The organism is Kitasatospora sp. NPDC058965, assembly GCF_042741245.1.
In the GTDB taxonomy this organism is placed as follows: domain Bacteria; phylum Actinomycetota; class Actinomycetes; order Streptomycetales; family Streptomycetaceae; genus Kitasatospora.
Window position 1 is genome coordinate 1 of record NZ_JBHYKG010000019.1, and the last position, 19,691, is coordinate 19,691.

Genomic DNA, 19,691 nt, shown 5'->3' on the forward strand with positions numbered 1-19,691 from the left:
GGATTCAGGTTCCAGTGCCCGCAAGGGCGTGGGGGTTCAACTCCCCCCTCGCGCACCACCAAGGCCGGCCGGTCCTACAAGACCGGCCGGCCTCATCACATACGAACCCGAGTCCAAGGGCGGCGCGGAGGCCTCGGTCCGCATCGCGAAGGCCGACCTGGTCCCCACCGAGGCGAACCTGCTGCCCGCCTACGACACCTTCGCCGAGCTCGCGGACGCCTGCCAGATCTGGTGCGACACGGTGAACACGCGCCGGCACCGGGCGACCGGGCAGATCCCAGCCGACCGGCTCGACATCGAACGCACCACGCTGCACGTCCTGCCGGCCGAGCCACTGGCGCTCGCGCTGGGCGAGGAGCGGGTGGTCGGCTCGGACCGCACCGTCAGCTTCAACTCCGTGCGCTACTCGACCCCGCCCGGCTACACCGGAGCCAGGGTCTGGTGCCGAGTCGTCGGCGACGAGCTGTCGATCACGGCCCGCACCAAGTCCGTTGGCCTGTCGGAGATCTGGCGTCACCAGCTGTCCACGCCCGGCGTCCCGCAGATCATCGACGAGCACTACCCCGACCACCCCGACGGCCGCTCGGTCCACCAGCCCAGGCTCCAGCCGCGTTCGGAGGCGGAGATCGCGTTCGTGGGCATCGGTCCCGGGGCCGGGCGCTGGCTCAAGGAGGCCGGACCCGCCGGGGTATCCCGCATCCGCGCCAAGATGGCCCACGCCGTCGAGCTCGCCGCCATCCTGGGCAGCGACCGGGTCGATCAGGCCCTCGGGCTCGCGGCTGCGGCCGGGCGCTTCGCCGAGGACGACCTGGTCTCCATCCCGGAGCACATCGCGGCCAGCAGGCCCGTCGGCCAGGTCGTCCGCGCGGGCGAGGCCCACTCCGTCCAGAACGGCACCATCGCCTGGCAAGCCTTGGGCCGGCAACAGGCGGCGGCCGGGGAGTCGAGGGCCGACCGAAGTCAGTCGCCGATGAACCACAGATACAAGTGCGTTCCCCGCTCCACGACCTGGCACAGCTCGCGGGCCTGCCCGACCCAGGCACCGCCCAAGTCGGCCGGAAGCCGGTCGAGTTCCGCCAGCAGCAGCGGCACCTGCCGCTGGTTGAAGACCGCATCCCCATACGGCGTCAGGGCCCAGAGCATCGGGAACTCCGCCGGGTCCAGATCCGCGAAACCGGCCGTCCACTCCACACCGGCCTCGGCGCTGGCCACGACCTTCCTGCTGTCACCACGCACCGCCATATTGATCACCCGCCGAGCCTATCGACGCCCACCACGACCCACGAAGGAATTACCGACCGTGACATTTCCCCAGTCCCCGGCCCTGCCCGAGGAGCTCGACAAGCTGATGCGCCGGATGCGCCTGCCCTACATGCGCAAAGCCGCCCCCGACGTCCTGGCCACCGCCCAGGCCCAACGGTGGGACCCCGCCGAGGTCCTGCGGCTACTGATCTCCGAGGAGGTCACCGGCCGCGACGCGGCCACCCGGCGCCTTCGCCGCCACTCGGCGAACTTCCCCACCGGCAAGACCCTCGCGTCCTGGCGGGCCGAGGACTCCACCATCCCCGAACCCACCCAGAACTCCCTGATCACCCTGGAGTGGATCGGCCGCGCGGAGAACCTGGTGATCGCCGGCCCGTCCGGGACCGGGAAGTCGCACTTCACCGAGGGCCTGGCCCAGGCCGCGATCGAGAAGGACCTGCGGCTCGCCTGGTTCACCCTGGAGACCTTCGCCGCCGCGATCGGCAAGTCGAAGGTCGACGGCTCGACCGCCCGCACCGTCGCCCGGATCTGCCGGGCCGATCTGATCGTGATCGACCTATGCCGATATCGGCATAGGTCGATGAGCTTGGCTACCTCGAACTGGACCGCCGCGGCGCCGAGATGCTGTTCCAGGTTCTGACGGAGAGGGAGGAGAAGAACAGTGTTGCGATCGCGTCGAACGAGTCGTTCGGGAAAGCGCACATGTTCCGGCGAACCTGTGCGAGGCGGTGCCGAAGTTCCACGCGTTCCGCCCGGTCATGCGAACCCGTTGATCCGAATCTGCAGGCTCGTCACAGGAGACGGAAGTCGCTTAGAATGACACCATATTCTGCAGGTACAACCCAGCAAGTATAGTGACGGCCGACGAGGTTCGACACACCAACCCCCAACTGTCCCGCCAAGTCGGCTGCGACAGTTTTATACGTCTTAGAGGAATTCCCAAGGGCTTGATAGTGCGCAAGAGCGCCACGTAGCCCGACGACAACGTACTCCATGCGCCTGCCTTCTCTGGCGATGCTAGAGGCATCTGACACGCCATGGGAGTGCCGGTCATCCAATGCCCGACCACAGAGATCGCACCTGGCATCTTCTTCGTTCCTGCGGGCGATCCGGAAATCACGATATTCGTCACAGATGATGCCTTGATTGACCCAGCGGTCAGGGTTCACGCTGGGCTCGCTGCAGGCCCGGTTGAAAGCCTCCTCCGGAGTCGACACGGTGGCGATCTCCTTGCCCCAGGTCTCGTCATCGGGGTCCAGGGGTGGGAATTCGGAGATGTCGTAGAAGGTGTCGGTACCCGCGTCTTCGACGTCGCTCAGGTAGATCGTGACGCCCGTGCGGCCCGGGCTGATGGCGATCCAGCGAAGGCCCCGGTGGCCCTCGTGGTCGACTTCGCCGAGGAACTGCTCGATTTGCTTGCCGCGGTGCAGTGCTCCAAGGGCGAGGGCTGGGGTGAGGTGTCGCACTTCATGGTCTCCGTTCTTGGTGGTCGGTCAGGCGCCCTGTATCGACGTAGTCGGCGAGGTAGATCATCACGCCCTCGGGATCCATGCCGAGGGCTGCGGCGACGAGTTTGGGATCCAGGGTGTTCACGAGGTCGGCAAGGCGGGTGCACCGCAGAGTCCGAGGCGGAACGCCGCAGGGGTCGAGGACGTGGCTGACATAGGCGGTCGACGCTGCTGCCCGGCCGGACTTGGTGATCTTGGTAACGATCACGTGGGGGTTGTCGGTGCGCTGGCTCGCGCGGTGGGCCAGGCAGCGCTGCAGCACCGACCAGCTGACCGGGTCCATGGGCACCGGATGCGGTCGTTTACCGAGGCGGACGCCGCGGTTGGTGGGGTCGAGGTCGTCCACGCGCAGGAACCGGACTTCGCTGCTGGAGGCCGCGTGGAGGAGGGCCAGGATTCCGAGCAGTGCCTCGTGCGGGTGCGCGTCGGTGCCAGTGGTCCAGCGGCGGAACAGTTGCCGCTGCTGGTCGACGGCGACGGTGGTGCCGCTGAACCCTGACGGGCCTTTGGCCTTCACGCCCCGGGTGGGGTCGATGAGCACGACCTTGCGGGTGCGCGCGAAGCGGAAGTACTGCCGCAGCACGGTCAGTCGGCGTTGCCGGGCCTTGGGCATGGTCGCCAGGAATGCCTCGACGTCGTGGACGTCGGTCAGGGCCCAGTCCTGCTTGTTGCGCGTGCTGGTCAGGAAGCGGGCGAGGTCGCGGATGATGGCCAGGGCCGCCTCGATAGTGCTGTCGGTGCGAGGCAGGGTGCCGGCCTTGAGGGCGCGCTCGCGTGCTCGCAACATGGACTCGGCGAACGCTTGCACCTGCGGTCGAAGCGGGATCGGGGTGGCGTCGATGCGGCGTCGGCGGCGCCCGGTGGCGAGCTGTTGCGCTTGGTCGGTGGGGAGGGCAAGGCCGCGCTGGGTGAAGAAGCCTTCGAGCGCGCGGGCGAGCGAGCCCATCGACCGGCCGGGGCGACGGGCGCGGTCCAGCAGTGTCTGGGGGTGGTTGGGCTGTTCGTCAGCCAGGAGCCTGCCCAGTGTGCTGATCATGGTGCAGGCGTGGCTCACGCAGTGCCGTTCGGCGAGATGGCCGGCGAAGTCGCTCAGCCAGGGCACGGGCTCGGCGAGCCGCGCGGCGAGATTCTCGGCGGCGATGAAGGGTCGGTCGGGGTGCTTCTGCCAGCAGGCCGAACACAGCCCGAGCGCGGCATGGCGCCGCACCTGGCCGCAGTCGGCGCAGTGCCGCGGCGGCTGCTTGCTCTGCCGTTGGCGAGAGCAGTGGCCGCACCATCCGGTGCCGGTCTGCAGGAAGCCGGGCCGCTGGCAGCGCGGGCAGAGCCGCTTCGCAGCCTGCCGGTCGGCTTCGCGTCGGCAGATCCCGCAGTGGCTGGCGACCGGTGAGCGGACCGGGCGGCCGCAGCCCGCGCAGGTCCGCGAGCAGCTGATGCACCGTCCGGTGTCGGCCTGCAGGACGCGTGACCTCCCGCAGGCAGGGCACGACGCTCGGGCGGCTTCGTCCTTCATCCGGGCCGTGCAGCGGCAGCAGTGCTGCCGGTCGATGAAGCCGACCGGCGCTCCGCAACCGACGCAGTCCCGCTGCCTCTTACCCATGCCTCGCCCACACCCCTTTCGGTCAGATCGGCGGCATGGATCGGCCCCGGGCCGAGGCGACCCGGGGCAGGTCGGCCGCCGGTGGAGGAGGAGCCGCAGGGTGTTCGACAGGGGTGGTGTCGACCTCGATCAGATCGTTGGGGGTGCACTCCAGCGCGGTGCACAACGCTGCGAGCGTGGACATCTTCACCTGCGAGGGTTCCTTGGTGAACAGGGCCGACACCGAGGCGGAGGACAGTTCCAGGCCGGCCTTCTCGACCAGGAGCCGCCGCAACTGGGCGCCGGTCCAGACCTCGCGCTGGGCGGCGGCCATCCGCAGCTTCCACTTAATGTTCACGGCGTGGGTTCCTCTCCGGTGAGCTCGCCGAGCGTGCTGGTCACGGCGCGTCGATACGCGTCCTCGATGAACGTGGCCGAGGGCCGGACGTATCTCATGGTCGAACTGACAGTCCAGTGACCGAGTAGCTGCTGGATGGCCACCAGGTCCACTCCGCGCTCGTAGTTGTGGGTCGCGCAAGCCCTCCGCAGAGCATGCGGGCTGAACCGGTCGGCGACCGGACGGCCCTCCAACTCCATCAGATAGCGCAGGCGGTTGCGGACCGTGCCCTGGTGCAGGTGGCCGCCCGACTCGTCGGCGAACAGCGCGGGCGAGTCGGGGAACCTTCCGCGGACGTCGTCGAGGAACCAGCGCAGGACGAGGTCCAGCTGGTCGAGCATGGGCACCCAGCGCGGGCGTGGACCGGAGGTGTGGGCGCCCTTGCCGAAACGCACATGCAGCTTGCCGAACGGGCCGCGGCCGAAGTGGACGTCCGGGCGGTCCAGGAGCGAGGCCTCCTCCGAGCGCAATCCGGCGTCCGGAAAAGTGCGTAGTCGCGGGCGGCGGGCGCGTACTTGCGAGCAGTGGCGATGCGGGCCTTGAGGAAATCGAAGAACTCCTCGACCCGCTCGGGGGTCGGCGGCGGCAGCAGGGCCGGGGAGTCGTCGCCGACATGCCGCGAAGCGTTGAACTCGTCCACCGGGCAGGCCAGCCGGACCCCGAACGCGGCCTCGATCTCGACGGCCTTGCGGGCTTGCAGGAACCGGTGGAACCCCTTGAAGATCTGAACGTATCCGCGGCGGGTGGACGGCGCCCGCCCCTCCATGGCCAGTCCGCCGACCACGCGGTCGATGTCCTCGGGCGTGACATCCCAGGTCGGCCGCCCCAGCGCCTTCAACGTCCGCTCCAGCAGGCCGATGTCGTTGTCGACCGTCACCGGGCTGAACCCCCGGGCCCGCCAGGAGGCCACGAACGCCTCCACACACAGGGCCTGGAACTCCCACGGATCCCAGGCAGCGGGCATCTCGGGCACCGTCCGGCCCTCGATCACCCGCAGACGCGACTCCATCATCGCGGCACACCTTCCTCGCACCTGACGAATGAAGGTAGCGCCTACAAAACCGCGCTGTCAGCAAGACAATCAAAGAGACACTCAGACCCCTGAAACGGCCAGGTCGCAGGGCACTCTCGCTCCAAGGAACATGTGCCAGCCCCAGTTGGCTGGACGAAGACCTTCACCGACCCCCGCCTCTGCGCGGCCATCGTCGACCGCCTCACCTTCGGCGGCAACACTATCGAGACCGGCACCGAGTCCTACCGCCTCGCGCAGACGAAAGCCAAGCAGCAGGCCAACCGCTGACGCTGCCGTCAGCGCTGCCATCACAGCGCGGCGGGAGCCGATCGACGCCCGAGGAGGATGCCGAGCAACGAGCCCGCGCCGGCTCCGACCGCCAGCAACACGGCCATCAGCAGCAGCGTCGGGACTCCCAGGAAGACCACGCCGGCGCCAGCCGCGTTGTCGTTGTCCGCCGACGCGCCACCACCGCCGGACGAGGGGCCCAGCAGCATGACAAGGACATAGCAGCACATCAGGAGAGCTGTGCTCGCTGGCGCTGACAGCGCGGCGACGGACCACGCCCGCCGGAAGCCGAGCAGGCCTCCCCACAGGATCGTCCCGGCAAGCCCCGCCCCGGCAACCCAGGCGAGCTTGATCAGCTCTGCGTTGCCCAACGTGCTCCCGTTGGCCGGAACCAGGGCATACATCGCGGGCAACCACGCCACCAACAGCACCGCCCATATGAGAGCACCGGCCGACAACCACACAGGAGAGGTCCGCCAATGCCGCACCGCGCTCTGGCCCAGAGCCCTCGGATCCAGCTGTTGGTCTCTCATTCCCCCGCCCTCCCAAAGCCCCGCCACACGCGGACGCAGCCACATAGGCTGCCATGACTCCGAGCAAGAAGCAGCCGATCAAGGCGATGCGCGAACGCGGTGGAGCCACCTCAGAGGGTGGAACGAGAGCTAATGTCCGTTTCGTCGTCGTGGAGGAAGTAGCCCTCGTCCGACGACTACGGACGTGGCAGCGTGAACAGGCCAGGCTCGGGCTCGGTCAGGATGTTGCGCCCGGTCAGGCGCTTGAGCTTCATCCGGACGTTGTTGATGTTGTTCGGCGCCAGGTCCAGGTCCAACGCCTGGCACACGCCCCGCGCCCGTAGCGGACCGCCCGCTTGGGCGAACACCGCCATGATCTCCTGGTAGGCCGCCCCACCTGGCAGCTCCGGCGCGGACGCCGACGGCGCGGGCGGGGCCGGCTCCGGCAGTTCCAGCAGCGTCTTGCGGGTGATCCGCACCTCCTCGGCAGCCCTGCCGAGCTCGTCCAGCACCGCGGTGAGCTGCGTGATCTGCTCGCGGGTCTGCTCGGCCTGCGCGGCGATCTCCCGCTCGCGCTCCTCCAGCCGTACCAGCACCGCACCCAGGGTCAGTTCCCCACCAGTCACGCGCCGCGCCAGGATGGGGTCACGCTGCCCGTCAGCCGACGGGTCATCACGTCGCTTATCGCCCAGTAGATCCGGGACACGGCCGAGGCGGGGCGGTGCTCGTAGTCGCGCACCAGCCGCCGGTGCAGCATCAAGATCCCGTTCGCCTGCTCCACCCGCCACCGGATCGCCTGTGGGACGAACCCGGTATCGACCGGGTTGCGTTCGACGATCTCGACCTCGATGCCCACCTGCTTGCCGTGGTCCACGACGGTCTTCTTGAACCCCTGATCCACCAGGGCCTTCGTCACTGTGCCGGCGGTGCCGGCGGCGACCTTGTCGAGCAGGGCGGTGCCGAAGGCGTTGTCGTGGACGGAGGCGGCCGGCACGACCACGGCGATCACCAGGCCCAGCACGTCCACGGCAAGTCCCCGCTTGCGGCCGGGCACCTTCTTCGCCGCATCGCGTCCAGTCGTCTCCGCTGGCACCCCGGCCGCGGCGTGCAGGCTCTGGGTGTCGAGCACCACCAGGCTGGGGTCGGCTAATCGGCCCCTCTTCTCGCGGACCTGCCAGCGCAGCAGGTCGTGAATGACCTGGTCGGTACCGTCGTCACGCCATGTGTAGAAGTAGTACTTCACCGCCCCGGCAGGCGGCAGGTCGTGCGGGAGGTAGTCCCACTGGCAGTCGGTCCGGGACTGGTAGAGCAGGGCGTTGACGATCTCCCGCATCTCGTAGCGCCCCTCGTGTCCGCTGACGGAGGGGTGCTGGGCCTTCCACGCGGTGATTACCGGCTCGACCAGTGCCCAGCGTTCGTCGGACAAGTCGCTCTTGTAGGGCTTGCGGTCACTCACGCACCCCTCAACATGCCGGTCGCCCCGTGACCGGCGGCAGTGCAGCAAGGCCACACATTCAGGCGACGACAGAACGGACATCAGCTCTCATTCCGCCCTCTCAGGCCAGGAGCCCCCGTCATGAGGTCTGCGTTGGAGTCAACGGGTGCTGGAAGGGTCGGCCAGGTTTTCGGTGAGCCGCTCCGCCGGGGTCTCAGACCAGTCCAGCGTTCGAGCAGTGTGGTAACCGAGTGCTTGGTTGATACTGATCATGTGACTGTTCGTCGTGGCTGTGGTGGTGCAGACGCGCTCGAGGTCCGGTCGCTCGTCGCTGAGCTGGCGCATCATGGCGGCCTTCATTGCTCGTCCAAGCCCGTGGCCGCGGTGGGTGGCGAGCACTGATGTGTCTTGGACGTAGCCGATCTCGCGGCGATGCGGGTAGTTGTGGATGACGTGAGTACCTACGACCTGATCCGTAGCATCGTGGATGGCGACAACAACCCGCTGCTCAGTGCCAGCATCCACAACTTTGCGATCCGTCGCACGAATCCGGGCTGGGGTCCAAACGGTTCCGCGGTAGCTCAACTGACCCGTCGGAGCGTCCTGAATGGCTTGCCGGGCCGTGGCATAGGACTCGATGAGGTGATCGGGCGCTGCACCGGTCCAGTGGGACAGGTGGTAGCCGCTGGGGACGGGAACCTCCCACAGCCTTGCGGGAGTTGTCGCCACGAGCAGGACCTGCATCGCCATGCTGTGAGTGACCTCGAATCCGAGGTGTGCCGTCCACCGGGATCCGGCCGAGCCGGGCTTCGTCGGAAAGGCGAGCACGGTGCCGCGTCGAGTTTCCTGCACCGCGCGCATCGCGACGCGGAGCAGATCGGTTCCGAGCCCGCGGCACCGCAGCTCGGGGTGCACGTTGACCTCGATGCGCGCGATCCCGCTGTTCTCATTCTCGGGAAGGGCAAGCTTGACCGAACCGGCCAGACGCCCGTCCAAGTAGCCGATCCAGTAGTGGCACGCCCCGTCTTCCGGCGGCGGCGTACGCAGCCGGCCGATCGAGGTCTCATAGGTCAGCGGCGGGTCTTCGGGCATGTCCGCCGCCACGCATGCTGCCCGCATCGCGAAGTAGTCGGAAAGTACCTGCTCGGAAACATTGGCCGGGTCGAGCGGCTGAATGTCGGGAGTCATCGAATCTCCATTGCCTCTGTAGATATATCTATTGCCCTTGGTCGGGAATCGCCAGGTGCAGGCTCAATGGCCGCCTTCACCTCGGGGGTAGTTGCTGAAGCGAGCGCGTTATGGTCGCCGACGAGTAGGGTTAGCACTAGCCCTATCATGACGAGCCCGAAACTGACCAGCCCCATCGCGGCCATGATCCCAACGTGGAGCAGAACTGCGAGGTAAAAAGCTTTCTTTCGGATTCTCCGCGGTGACAGTGCGCCTGCGGCGATAGCCAGCTCGATCGCGAGTACGCTCCAGGTGAGCAGCCTGATGGCGAATTCGGAGCTCAGTAGCGGGCCGACCGCATGCCGAATGGCTGGCGGGAGTCCGTAGAAGGGATCCACGAGGACCGTGTACATCGCATGGCCACCCCGCCACTGTGCTGTATACAGCTTCGAGATGCTTGCAGTGAGATAGATGATGGCGATTTGGCACCGGATTGCCCACCAGGCGGCGTAGGAACTTCCGGACCACACCGGGGCGAGCGGCTCGCGCGGCCTGGTCCAGTGCCAGGGCCGTCTGTCGCCCAGCAGGAACGGCATGAGGAGCATGGTTCCGGCGAATGCAGCCTCCTCGGCGCCACTGGGCATCGTCATGCTGACGGTCAGACTCCAGGTGACGAACCAGTGAGGGACGCACGTCCACTGCGGACGGTACCCGGCAATGACAAGGACGAGGACAGCGATCGCGGCCAGCCGGCTGCCGAGCAGGCCGGCAGGACTGGGTCCGGCGATGCACCACAAGGACAGGTCATGGGCGCCGTAGCAGCGCATGCCGTCGGAAAGACCAGGCTGGTAGGTAAAGAGGTCGTGGTCGGGCGTGAAGGTGATGGTGATCAGCTCGGCTATCGCCAAAACGGCCCTGGCAACGGCGAGTGGCAGGCCCCGCGGGTCGAAGTTCGCAGCCGACGCAAGAATGCGGACCGTCAGCCGGCGCATTCGATTCCAGCGTTCACTATCCTGAGGATCTTCCATTCGCTCTGCCAGAGGGGGGTGTTCGTCGTCCAGCGCACCGGGCTCTCCACCGAGATCAGTAGATGACCGCAGAAGGACGGATGCGAGGTGTGGTTGAGACTGCGAACCATGGGAGTGTGCAACGCCATGGACTTGCACGCGACAGGGGTCAGCTCAGTGCAGTCCAGCCAATCGCCAGAAGCCACTTGGCTGCTGAGGATTCCCAGCTCGACGTGTCGGGCATACGCCGAGCGACTCAGGCCCCAGTCCGTGGACCGCGTCATCTGCAGCTGGGTAACCGCAGTCAACTGACCGTCGTCACCCACGGAGAATGCCGCATTGGCATCCGCGGTCGGCTGATCGGCAAAGAAGCCCCAGCCCTGAGGCCACATCACCCTTGTTGAGGCGCGCTCCGTGCGCAACCAACCGGGCACCAGTCGGGCCGGCAGGAGCTGAGTTGAAGATGCCAGCAATATGACGAGGAGTAGGGAAGCAGTGAAGTAGAACCCTTGAGCACTCTGCGATGTGGCAGCTGCTCCTCGCTGTGCCATCACTGGCAGGAGATGCAGCTCAAGTCGGCCGGTATGGAGACAGAGCTGTGTGTCCCGGTCGATACGGTGCCCACCAGTACCAAGCCTATGAGTGCCCCCATGATGGCAAATCGCATCTGAACCCCTCCAGTTGAGTTATCGTCATCCCATCATCGGTCTCGGCAACCGATAGACTTGAACCTACCTCGCTCTACTACCGGATGCCTACCAGCGGGCTAACCCTATGCTGTACTGACGTGCTCTTGTCAAAGCTCGCGGTCTTGCAGGAGCCAGGAGCAAGCCTGTCAGGTGGTCACGGCGTCCCTGCGGACGTAGCCGAGGACAACAGGGGGTGCGGATGGATCTCGATGTTCGACTGCTGGGGCCGCTCGAGGTCGAGGTGGCGGGCGACCTCCTGCCCCTGGGAGGTCTCCGTTCGCATCGACTACTCGCCATGCTGCTGTTGAACGCCAATAGTGTCGTGCAGGTAGACCGACTGGTCGACGTGATGTGGGAAGCAGCACCGCAATCGGCACGCCAGCAGATCCACAACACGGTGGCAGCGTTGCGTCGCGTCATGGCGCCGGCGGCCGGACTCGACGTTGTCACCAGCCAACTCGGCTACCGAATCGTTGTCGACAGCGACCGGCTGGACCTGACCCGCTACCGCTCCGCTGTACGGCAAGCAGACCAGGCGGTGGCCGCCGGCGAGCCAGGGGCGGCGGTCTGCTTGCTCACGGGGGCACAAGGAATGTGGCGGGGTCCGGCGTTGACCGGACTTGGTGGCGAATACTTCGCCAACGTCGGTACCCGGTTGGCGGAGGAGTATCTTTCGGCGACCGAGAAGCTCATGGGACTGCATGTCCAGCTAGGTGAGAGCGCTCGCGTCGTGGGTGAACTCATCGAGCTGGTCGCATCGCATCCGTCGCGGCAATCACTCCGTGCGACGCTCATGGCCGCTCTTCACTCCACGGGCCGGCAAGCCGACGCGCTCGAGGTCTACGAGGAGGGCAGGCGACTGCTCGTAGACGAGTTCGGGCTCGACCCGAGCGAGGAACTCAAGGCATTGCATGCGCGGATCCTGCGGGGACTGCCGGTCATCGAGTCTCCCGTAGTGGAGCAACCGCTGGCTCCACCATCACCCGTTGCAACCCCGGCCGGTGCGTCCGTGCCGACAATGCGACGGTTCCTACCGCACGACCCTCGGGAGTTCTCGGGGCGTCAGCACGAGATCCTTCAGCTCATGGAGGACAGTCGACAGACCGGATCAGTCTCCCTCGTCATTTCGGCGATCAACGGAATGGGCGGGATCGGGAAGACTGCGCTCGCGGTGCGCTTCGCACACACTGTCTCGGCTGACTATCCCGATGGTCAGTATTTTGTCGACCTAAGGGGGTTCACCATCGGCGTGGAGCCGCTCAGCCCGGACGATGCCCTCGGCCAACTGTTGAGGCAGTGCGGACTGCCGGACGAGCTGATCCCGCCAGGTCTCGAGGACCGTACCGCTACCTGGCGTAGCGTCATGGCAGACAAGAAGGCGCTGGTACTGCTGGACAATGCGCTCGGCGACCAGCAAGTTCGGCCGTTGCTGCCCGGCGCGAACGGCCCACTCATCCTGATCACCAGTCGCCGTCGAATGCCGGCATTGGAGGGCGTTGTACCGCTGTCACTCGACTTGATGCCGTCCACCGACGCGGTTGCGCTGTTCAGCCACATTGTCGGAACCCAGCGTCTAGTCTCCGATGAGGATGGTGTAGCCGAACTCGTCGAACTGTGCGGGCGGCTGCCCTTGGCCATCCGGATCGCCGCCGCACGTTTTCGTGAGCGGACGAGCTGGACAGTGCCGTACCTTATCCAGCAGCTCAGTGACCAAGAAAAGAGAGCCAGGTTTCTCGACTTTGGCGATCGGAGCGTGTCTGCGGTAATCTCCGTATCCTACCGCTGCCTCTCGAACGACCACCGTCGGCTCTTTCGTCTGCTGAGCCTACATCCGGGACCCGACTTTACTCCCGCCGTCGCCGCGGCCCTCGCAGCATTGCCGACTGGCCAGGTTCAAGAAGTTCTTGAATCCCTGTTTGATGACAACCTTGTCCTCCAGGAGCAGCCGGGTCGGTACCACCTTCATGACCTGGTCCGTGACTACGCGTCGCGTATGTGTGTGAAACATGACAGCGACGAAGACAGAAACGAGGCCCTGACTCGACTGTTCAACTACTATCTGCAGGCCGTCTCGACCTGGTGCGCCCCGCTGGCCATGGGGCCATTCCGCGTCAGGCCGACGATCGCCCACGCCGTTGCCGGTATACCTGAGCCAGCGTCAGCCACCGAGGCCATCGAGTTGCTCACGGAAGAGTCCGCCAACCTCGCTGAAGTCGCCCGGACTGCGCTCCGAGACGGCCCTTCTGGCATGGCCTGGCAGTTGGTTCGCGCTGCCCAGCCGTTTCTCCGGCGGACCAACTATGCAGGTGCCGCGCTCAAGCTCTTCGAGGACGCAGTTGAAGCTGCCCGGTCGGCCGGCGACGAGCACGGCGAGGCGCTGATCCTCATAGGGCTGGCCGGCGCCCTACGGCAACGAGGCCGTGTTTCGGAATCCCGTGCAGCCCTGGAGACAGGTATTGAGATCAGTCGGCGCAGGGGCGACCGGTTCACCGAGATGTACCAGTTGACCGAGGTTGGCATCCTCAAGATCAACAATGAGAGCTACAGTACTGCGTACGACTGCTTCCGGTCGGCGCTGTCCATAGCCGAGGCTCTCTCCGACCAGGAGCTTGGCGCAGTACTCAAGAACAACCTGGGGGTGGCCTGCAGAGGGCTTGGCCGCAGTTCGGAGAGCTTCAAGTACTTCTCCCAGGTGCTGGACTTCCATCAGGTGACCGGCCGCGGTCTGTCGGAGGCGTTCACGTTGGTGAACATCGGAGTCCTACTTGTGGGGGAGGGGCGCTCCGGTGAGGCACTTGACTACCTGAACCGCGCTCTGACGATGGCGGATGGCGAGACTCACGTGCACCTGGCAGCGGAAGCACAGGCGATTCTGTGCGAGGCGCACAGAGCGCTCGGCCATGTCTCGCGCTCTTTTGAATTCGGTCGCGCTGCTCTGCGCATCGCCCGCGAGCACAAGCTGCTGGAGGTCGAGTGCTACGCGTTGAACGGGCTCGGTGAGGCATACCTGGCTGTACATGACCTGGATAACGCGGAGGTGACTTATCGCCATGCTGTCAAGTTGTCCAGAGAAAGCAAGCTGCGTTCGTGCGAAGCCAGAGCTCTAGAGGGCGCCGCGCACATCGCGCTGTATCGAGATCAGAAGCAAGAGGCGGTCCGCGGGTTTCAGATTGCCAGTTCGACCTACTTGGCTGATGCTGCAGAAGTAGAGAACTCCCGCGTCCACTTGGCCGATCTTGCATCCCGGGAAGTCCGTTGCAACCGTTGTGTCGGTTCTGTTGATAAATGATCTAACTGGGCGTTCGTCCCTGGTGTGGTGGCGCTCAGGTGCTCCAGGACCTGGGGCCGCATCGGACACACCCCCGTTGTGCGGGTGCGATGGCGCGGCTCCGGCCGGGTCTCGATGGCGGGCATGGTCTGCTACTGATTGGCCCTGGATATTCAGCGGAACTGGGCTGCCTGACGCCCCGATAGCAGAAAGGTGCCGCTGACCTGCAATGCCGGTGAGTTAAGAGGGCGTTTTGGCATCTTTGATCCCGTAAGTTCCTTATAGGCATGCCGCTTTAATGACGCCATGCCCAATTGATGAACAACATTCCTCCTCTCGCTGGAAGGGTGACTGTCCATCTCATCCGCATCTATAGCTCGAAGTCCGTCTGGTTTGAAGAAGTCATAGAAACGCCGATCCGGCAGTGGAACGGGATCCTCCGCCCCATCTGTGCTGACGCTGTGTCATGACCGAGCGCAAGCCGTACCCGAGCGACCTCTCCGACGCTCGATGGGCGCTTACTGGTCCAGCGCCAGCACGGCCTCCATCTCCCGTTCGGTGAACGTCCAGCCTGTGGAGTACTCCCAGCGGTAGGAGGGGTGCACCCGGCCGCCAGCGGCGGCGATCCAGGCCAGCAGGCCGGTGGAGAACCCGGCCCCGTCGACGCGGAAGAGGATCTTCTTGCGGTGCTGCCAGGGCAGTTGGGCCACCGCCGCGTCCAGGATCGCGATGTTGTCGTGCGTGTCGTTGGCTCCCGCGTTGCCGGGCCGCAGCTGCTGGGCGAGAAGTTCACCGGTGTTGTCGCAGTAGGCCAGGATCGGGCACAGGCCATAGACGCCCTTCTTGTAGGTGCCCGCGCAGCCCTCCTTCTCGCTGGCGCAGGCCACTGGGGTGGCGTCGGGGTCGATGACGGTCCAGCCCTCAAGCGCCTTGCCGTCCACGGTGATCCACGGGAAACGCTTGGGACGGTCCGCGAGCAGGCCCCAGACCCGGCGCCTGACCTTCGCCCGCGCCAGCGCGATCCGCTTCAGTTGCAGCTCGCCCACCGCGTCCAGGGTCCGCCACACGGTGGGGACGGAAGCGGTGGGGCCGAGGACCTCGCGCTGGTGCTCCAGCACGGCGATGTCGCTGATGGCGACAGCGCCGAGCACGATCGCGCAGGCCAGGTCGGTGAGCACCCGGCCGCGCGGGTGCCGCGGGTGGAAGCCGGGCTGGCGCATCGCGTGGTCGAGCTCGGCTCCCAGGCCGACCCGGTCCGCGAGCAGTTGCAGGTGCACCCCGCCCGGGTGCCCGACCTGGTTCTTGCCGTCGGCGGACATGGCCAGGCCGGCAAGACGTCCACTACTCTTGCGCACGGAAACGGTGCCCCCACCAAGTGCATGATCAGTGACTAGACACCGCAGATCATCGCAGGTAGGGGCACCGTGTCTGCTCTCGGGTGACGCTCAGTCACCATCCTTCAGGCCGCCATGAAAGACCGAGGTTGGGGTGGATCATGCAGCGCCGCCGTCTCACCCGCGACTACGAGACCCTGCCGGCCAGTTCCGAAGCCATGATCCACATCGCCTCGATCGACAACCTCGCCAAGCGTATAACGGACGAAACAACACCAACCTGGCGAGGAACCTACTAGGACATAAACGGCAAAGTTCTCTCGTCAAATGCCCTCTGAGATGCCCAGGGGCGGCACGCGGGACTACATTGCGTCGAAGCGATCTGCCACGTAGCGGAGCATTTGGCTCAACTCCGAGGCACCAACAGCGTGACCTGCCGGGCGTGGTCCCTTGATGGGCAGCGACCCGATATGGGTCCATTCCAGACGCCCATCCTTGCCGACGCGGCTTCTGGCCTTCCCCGACGTGTCAGGGTGCAAGCAGTAGGGGACATCGACCAGCCCACGGCCGAACGCCTGGAGCAAGCCCCGGCCCAGGTCCGGGTGCAGTGATCTCACCGTGTCCACTATCGCTCGGGCCTCCTCGTAAAGTCCCGATTGCGTGGGCTCCCACGGGTGCTCGCCGTTTGCCCGCATCAGGCGGGCCCGCTGCACCTCGCGCTCGGCTCTCTCGAGCGCCTCCACGTTGTCGGCGATCGACGGGATCCGGCTGGATTCGACAACTGTCTTGACGATCAGCCTGTCTGCGCCGCCGAAGACGGCGAGTCGGGCGCTTTCGTCGAGCAAGGCCAGAGCTCCGCGCCGGGTGCGCGGGAACACACCCATGTAGGTGTAGAGGACGATGTGGGTGTCCAGATCAGGGAGCAGCTCGTCCATAAGTCGACGGAGAGCCGCAAGTGCCTCCAGGTCCTGTCCCGGATGGGTCTGCTGCGCGTAGCTCAGCGAGATGCTCGGCACCCTGTGCTGCGCGAAGAACAGGCCCTCCAACACCGAGACCGCTACCAGAAGCGACGGTGGGCACAGTTGCCCCAGCAGACAGCCGCCGAAGCTCTCCAAATGGGTCGGTCGGTCGACTGTCGCCAGCTGCGCGAGCCGGTCGCAGGCCCACGCCCACTCGATGACCGCGGACCTCAGTGGTGTGCGGCCGTAGGGCAGGCAGTAGGACACAGGCCCGCCCTCGGTGGCGTCGAGCCCGACCCGTGCCATCGCCTCGATGATGTGTCCAGGCATGGCCGAGCCGTGCCGTACCTGAATCGGGAAGCCAGGGCCGCGGACGTCGGCCAGCATGGCGAGGGTCGTGTCGTCCGCGTGGCTGCACAGCGGGTAGCCATTGAGATCGGCTCGGTCCCGCAGCGCCGCCCTCGCGCTGCGCAGGTCCCCAACTCGGGTATAGCTGTCCAGCGTGATCGTGCCGACCGTCGTTGCCCTCGCGTTGCGTACGGCGGTCAGCCCTGCCCGCATCACGGACGGATCGGCGAATCCCATGCGGGGCTGGACGACGACCAGACCGTCACGTCGAGCGTCGCCCAGCCGTGCGGCGAACCCTGAGTCAGCCAGACTCGTCATCCGACCGCCTCGAGTTCGTGTGACGAATCGACGCGAATAGCGGCCAGGAAGCAGAGCAGCTCCGGCAACTCGTTGGTCTCCAGGACGGCGGACACGCCGGCGGCCAGGAGCGGTCCCGCGTAGTCGGCGTTGGGACGTCCGGCTGTGCCCAGCAGTCCCCCGACAACGATCGGCATCGTGGTGAGCCGTGCGTCACGGCGGAGTGTTGCGACAGCGCGGGCCGCGTCGGCATGGCCGTGGCCGTTGACAGAGCTGAGGACCAGAGCGTCGGGCCGTGTTCCGACGCAGGCGTCGGTTAGCAGCTCGTCCGGAACGCAGGGACCGAGGTTGGTGACCTCGTGCCCTGCCTCTTCCAGCGCGAGCTGGAGGTACATCAGATTCCATGTGTGGGCGTCCGAAGAAGTGCCGGCTACGAGCACCCGCAGGTGGGGCACGGGGGGCGAGCCGAGCCCCAGAGCGTGGGCGCCCATCACAGACGCCCGCTGATCAGACCGGCGAGCTCGGCCGGGGTGCGGTGGTCGAAGACATCGACGTAGGTGAGTTCGGCGTTGAAGCGCCGGTACACCTTGGAGATCAGCCGGGTTGCCAGCAGCGAGTCGCCGCCTGCGTCGAAGAAGTCGTCAGTCGCACTGCAGGGGCTTCCGAGGACGGCAGAGCACAGTTCGGCCAGCTCAGCGGCAATCTCCTCGACCGTAGCGGTCGCGGCGGGCGCAGAAGTGTTCTGGGCAATCATCTTGAGGTTTACCTTTCCGTTCGGGAGAAGGGGGAGTCGGTCGACGACGCGGATGTGCTTGGGCACGAGATAGTCGGGTAGGCGCTCGGCCAGCCAGGCACGGACCTGTTCGGCACTCGGAGCGCTACCGCGGTGCGGGTCGAGTGGGACGATGCAGGCGGTCAGGACCATCGCACCCGACGGCTCGGTGCTGGGTGCCACGGCTGCGGCCTGCAGGTCTGGGTGGGCGTGCAGGACACGCTCCACCTCCTCGGGCTCGACGCGCAGACCTCGGATCTTGATCTGCCGGTCGCATCGCCCCACGAAGTCCAGCTGGCCGTCCGGGCGTTCCACGATTAGGTCGCCCGTGTGGTAGTAGAGCCCGGTACCGTCGGGGCCGGGGCGGAACCGTGCGGCTGTCTCCTCCGGCTTTCCGATGTAGCCGAGGCAGACCGTCGGGCCACCCACCAGCAGCTCTGCTGCGCCGTTTGCACCACTCCTGGGGACGAGCAACTGCTGCACGTGGCCCAGAGGAGTACCGATCGGCACCCTGTCGTCAGGACGTAGGTCGCGTCCGATGCCCCCGCTGAGCTCCGCAGCGTGTGTGACCAGCACCGTCTCGGTCTGACCGTAGGTGTTGAGGAGCCTGATACGGTCGGGGACACGTTCGGCCCATGAGCGCACCTGGGGGGCGCGCACCTCCTCCCCGCCGATGATGACGAGCCGCACGTTCCCCAGCAGTTCCGCTGCAACGTCGCCGCTGGCGCCGTCCTCGTCCAGGAACGCGACCAGCTCGTTCCAGAAGGCGGTCGGCAGGTCCACCACCGTGATGCGGTTGCGTCGCAACGCGCCCAGGAACGCGGGGATGGAGCCGCTGTTGGCGGCGGGGTCGATCACGAGCGTGGCACCTGACAGCAACGCCGAGTAGATCTCCTCTCCGCTTGTGTCCCAGCTCAGCGACGCGAAGCTGAGCACCCGATCCCCAGGGCCAGTGCCGCACAACCCGATGAGCGACCTGGCCGCAGTGTGGAGCGCTCGGTGCGGTACCAGCACGCCCTTCGGGTCACCGGTGGATCCGGAAGTATGGATGACGTACACCGGGTCGTTGGGGTCGGGCATGGCCGTGTCCGCCGCCGCGGCGGAACGCAACGCCAGGTCGATGTGGACGAACTCGACGGGGAGGCCCTGCGGGAAGGCCGTGAGGGCAGCGGAGCGGCCTACCACTGTGCGCACTCCGCTACCGGCGATCATGCGTTGAAGGCGTGCGGCCGGCTGGGTGCCGTCCAGCGGGACGTAGCCGGCCCCCGCCCGGGCGAGTGCGAGCATGCACAACAGGCTGTGCCGCGTCCGTTCAGCGGCTACGCCGACCAGGTTGCCCCGGGCTATCCCGAAGCGGCGCAGGTTGGCGGCGAGAGCGTCGACCGTGGACCACAGCTCGCGGTACGTCAACGTTCCGTCGGGGTCAATGAGCGCCGGGGCGTCGGGGTGGAGCGCAGCCACACTGCGGAGCGTGGAGACGACGGTGCCGGGGTACGACGCGGTGTCGAAGGCCGGCGGTGCCAACGTGGCGGTGTTCGGTGCGATGGTGCTGTCGAACGTCGCGGTCATGCAGCAGTCCTTCGTGGATAGGTGGTGACAGGAGTCAACGGAGCCCGGCTGCCAGGCGCTGCCTGAGGCTCAGCGGACGCAGATCGGTCCACACGGCCTCGATGTGCTCCAGGCAGGCTTCGCGGGTGCCCTGAGTCCCCTCCTCGTGCCAGCCCTCCGGTGTCTGCCTGGAGAGCGGCCAGATCGAGTACTGCTCCTCGTGGTTGACGACGACCTTGAACTCGTTGTCGATGTTGCGGTCTGACACGTGGGTGCCCTTCTGTGACTTGCAGCTTTTGTGCGGTTCGAGG

At 66.5% G+C, this 19,691-nt stretch carries 18 protein-coding genes and 2 pseudogenes; 5 read left to right on the forward strand and 15 right to left on the reverse strand.

All coding sequences use genetic code 11. The features are described 5' to 3' along the window. Positions 1 to 1,903, forward strand: a 1,903-nt coding sequence (locus tag ACFW1A_RS05660) for an ATP-binding protein (protein WP_380404674.1), incomplete at its 5' end; no start/stop codon positions are given. Then, positions 1,885 to 2,118, forward strand: coding sequence for a hypothetical protein (locus ACFW1A_RS05665; protein ID WP_380404677.1), 234 nt, complete (start codon positions 1,885 to 1,887; stop codon positions 2,116 to 2,118). The genes ACFW1A_RS05660 and ACFW1A_RS05665, both read left to right, overlap by 19 nt. On the opposite strand, the gene ACFW1A_RS05670 is transcribed toward ACFW1A_RS05665, so the two are convergent. The 4 genes from ACFW1A_RS05670 to ACFW1A_RS05685 all read right to left on the reverse strand — a co-directional run bounded on the left by ACFW1A_RS05670 (position 2,055) and on the right by ACFW1A_RS05685 (position 5,214). Further along, complete coding sequence (locus tag ACFW1A_RS05670; RefSeq protein WP_380404680.1) at positions 2,055 to 2,729, reverse strand: hypothetical protein; 675 nt, start codon at positions 2,727 to 2,729, stop codon at positions 2,055 to 2,057. The genes ACFW1A_RS05665 and ACFW1A_RS05670 overlap by 64 nt on opposite strands. Before the next feature lies 1 nt (position 2,730). Beyond that, positions 2,731 to 3,978: a tyrosine-type recombinase/integrase gene (locus ACFW1A_RS05675; RefSeq protein WP_380404683.1), complete on the reverse strand. Its 1,248-nt coding sequence runs from the start codon at positions 3,976 to 3,978 to the stop codon at positions 2,731 to 2,733. Between the two features lie 412 nt (positions 3,979 to 4,390). Further along, entirely contained in the window at positions 4,391 to 4,705 is a 315-nt protein-coding gene (locus ACFW1A_RS05680; protein ID WP_380404686.1) for a helix-turn-helix domain-containing protein, read from the reverse strand. Further along, positions 4,702 to 5,214, reverse strand: a complete 513-nt coding sequence (locus tag ACFW1A_RS05685; protein WP_380404689.1) for a tyrosine-type recombinase/integrase — start codon at positions 5,212 to 5,214, stop codon at positions 4,702 to 4,704. The genes ACFW1A_RS05680 and ACFW1A_RS05685 overlap by 4 nt, the downstream gene beginning before the upstream one ends. Positions 5,215 to 5,903: 689 nt before the next feature. Between ACFW1A_RS05685 and ACFW1A_RS05690 the strand changes: the two are divergent. Beyond that, positions 5,904 to 6,044, forward strand: a pseudogene (locus tag ACFW1A_RS05690) (ATP-binding protein); the annotation flags it as partial. A 20-nt stretch (positions 6,045 to 6,064) separates the two neighbouring features. Here ACFW1A_RS05690 and ACFW1A_RS05695 read toward each other — a convergent pair. The 6 genes from ACFW1A_RS05695 to ACFW1A_RS05720 all read right to left on the reverse strand — a co-directional run bounded on the left by ACFW1A_RS05695 (position 6,065) and on the right by ACFW1A_RS05720 (position 10,716). Continuing rightward, positions 6,065 to 6,475, reverse strand: a complete 411-nt coding sequence (locus ACFW1A_RS05695) for a hypothetical protein (RefSeq protein WP_380404692.1) — start codon at positions 6,473 to 6,475, stop codon at positions 6,065 to 6,067. Positions 6,476 to 6,753: 278 nt separating this feature from the next. Continuing rightward, complete coding sequence (locus ACFW1A_RS05700; RefSeq protein WP_380404695.1) at positions 6,754 to 7,182, reverse strand: hypothetical protein; 429 nt, start codon at positions 7,180 to 7,182, stop codon at positions 6,754 to 6,756. Beyond that, positions 7,179 to 8,012 (reverse strand): IS5 family transposase, encoded by an 834-nt coding sequence (locus ACFW1A_RS05705; RefSeq protein ID WP_380404699.1) that lies wholly within the window; start codon positions 8,010 to 8,012, stop codon positions 7,179 to 7,181. Before ACFW1A_RS05705 ends, ACFW1A_RS05700 begins: the two co-directional genes overlap by 4 nt. A gap of 138 nt (positions 8,013 to 8,150) precedes the next feature. Beyond that, positions 8,151 to 9,179: a GNAT family N-acetyltransferase gene (locus tag ACFW1A_RS05710; protein WP_380404702.1), complete on the reverse strand. Its 1,029-nt coding sequence runs from the start codon at positions 9,177 to 9,179 to the stop codon at positions 8,151 to 8,153. Then, entirely contained in the window at positions 9,176 to 10,186 is a 1,011-nt protein-coding gene (locus ACFW1A_RS05715; RefSeq protein ID WP_380404705.1) for a sporulation-delaying protein SdpB family protein, read from the reverse strand. The genes ACFW1A_RS05710 and ACFW1A_RS05715 overlap by 4 nt, the downstream gene beginning before the upstream one ends. Continuing rightward, positions 10,138 to 10,716 (reverse strand): SdpA family antimicrobial peptide system protein, encoded by a 579-nt coding sequence (locus ACFW1A_RS05720; protein WP_380404708.1) that lies wholly within the window; start codon positions 10,714 to 10,716, stop codon positions 10,138 to 10,140. Before ACFW1A_RS05720 ends, ACFW1A_RS05715 begins: the two co-directional genes overlap by 49 nt. A gap of 337 nt (positions 10,717 to 11,053) precedes the next feature. Between ACFW1A_RS05720 and ACFW1A_RS05725 the strand changes: the two genes are divergently transcribed. Beyond that, the gene (locus tag ACFW1A_RS05725; protein WP_380404711.1) at positions 11,054 to 14,143 is read left to right on the forward strand and encodes a BTAD domain-containing putative transcriptional regulator; all 3,090 of its coding nucleotides are present in this window, start codon (positions 11,054 to 11,056) and stop codon (positions 14,141 to 14,143) included. Positions 14,144 to 14,640: 497 nt separating this feature from the next. Here the strand turns inward: ACFW1A_RS05725 and ACFW1A_RS05730 are convergent, their stop codons facing one another. Continuing rightward, the gene (locus ACFW1A_RS05730; RefSeq protein WP_380404714.1) at positions 14,641 to 15,477 is read right to left on the reverse strand and encodes a transposase; all 837 of its coding nucleotides are present in this window, start codon (positions 15,475 to 15,477) and stop codon (positions 14,641 to 14,643) included. A 128-nt stretch (positions 15,478 to 15,605) separates the two neighbouring features. On the opposite strand from ACFW1A_RS05730, the pseudogene ACFW1A_RS05735 reads away from it, so the two are divergent. Further along, positions 15,606 to 15,755 (forward strand): annotated as a pseudogene (locus ACFW1A_RS05735) (IS5/IS1182 family transposase); the annotation flags it as partial. Between the two features lie 63 nt (positions 15,756 to 15,818). On the opposite strand, the gene ACFW1A_RS05740 reads toward ACFW1A_RS05735, so the two are convergent. The 4 genes from ACFW1A_RS05740 to ACFW1A_RS05755 are packed head-to-tail and all read right to left on the reverse strand — an operon-like array spanning position 15,819 to position 19,648. Then, positions 15,819 to 17,081, reverse strand: a complete 1,263-nt coding sequence (locus ACFW1A_RS05740) for a methylaspartate mutase (protein ID WP_380404717.1) — start codon at positions 17,079 to 17,081, stop codon at positions 15,819 to 15,821. After that, positions 17,078 to 17,551: a cobalamin B12-binding domain-containing protein gene (locus ACFW1A_RS05745; protein WP_380404720.1), complete on the reverse strand. Its 474-nt coding sequence runs from the start codon at positions 17,549 to 17,551 to the stop codon at positions 17,078 to 17,080. Before ACFW1A_RS05745 ends, ACFW1A_RS05740 begins: the two co-directional genes overlap by 4 nt. After that, positions 17,551 to 19,401, reverse strand: coding sequence for an amino acid adenylation domain-containing protein (locus ACFW1A_RS05750; RefSeq protein ID WP_380404723.1), 1,851 nt, complete (start codon positions 19,399 to 19,401; stop codon positions 17,551 to 17,553). Before ACFW1A_RS05750 ends, ACFW1A_RS05745 begins: the two co-directional genes overlap by 1 nt. 34 nt (positions 19,402 to 19,435) lie before the next feature. Further along, positions 19,436 to 19,648, reverse strand: coding sequence for an MbtH family protein (locus ACFW1A_RS05755; protein WP_380404726.1), 213 nt, complete (start codon positions 19,646 to 19,648; stop codon positions 19,436 to 19,438). Positions 19,649 to 19,691: the final 43 nt, after the last annotated feature.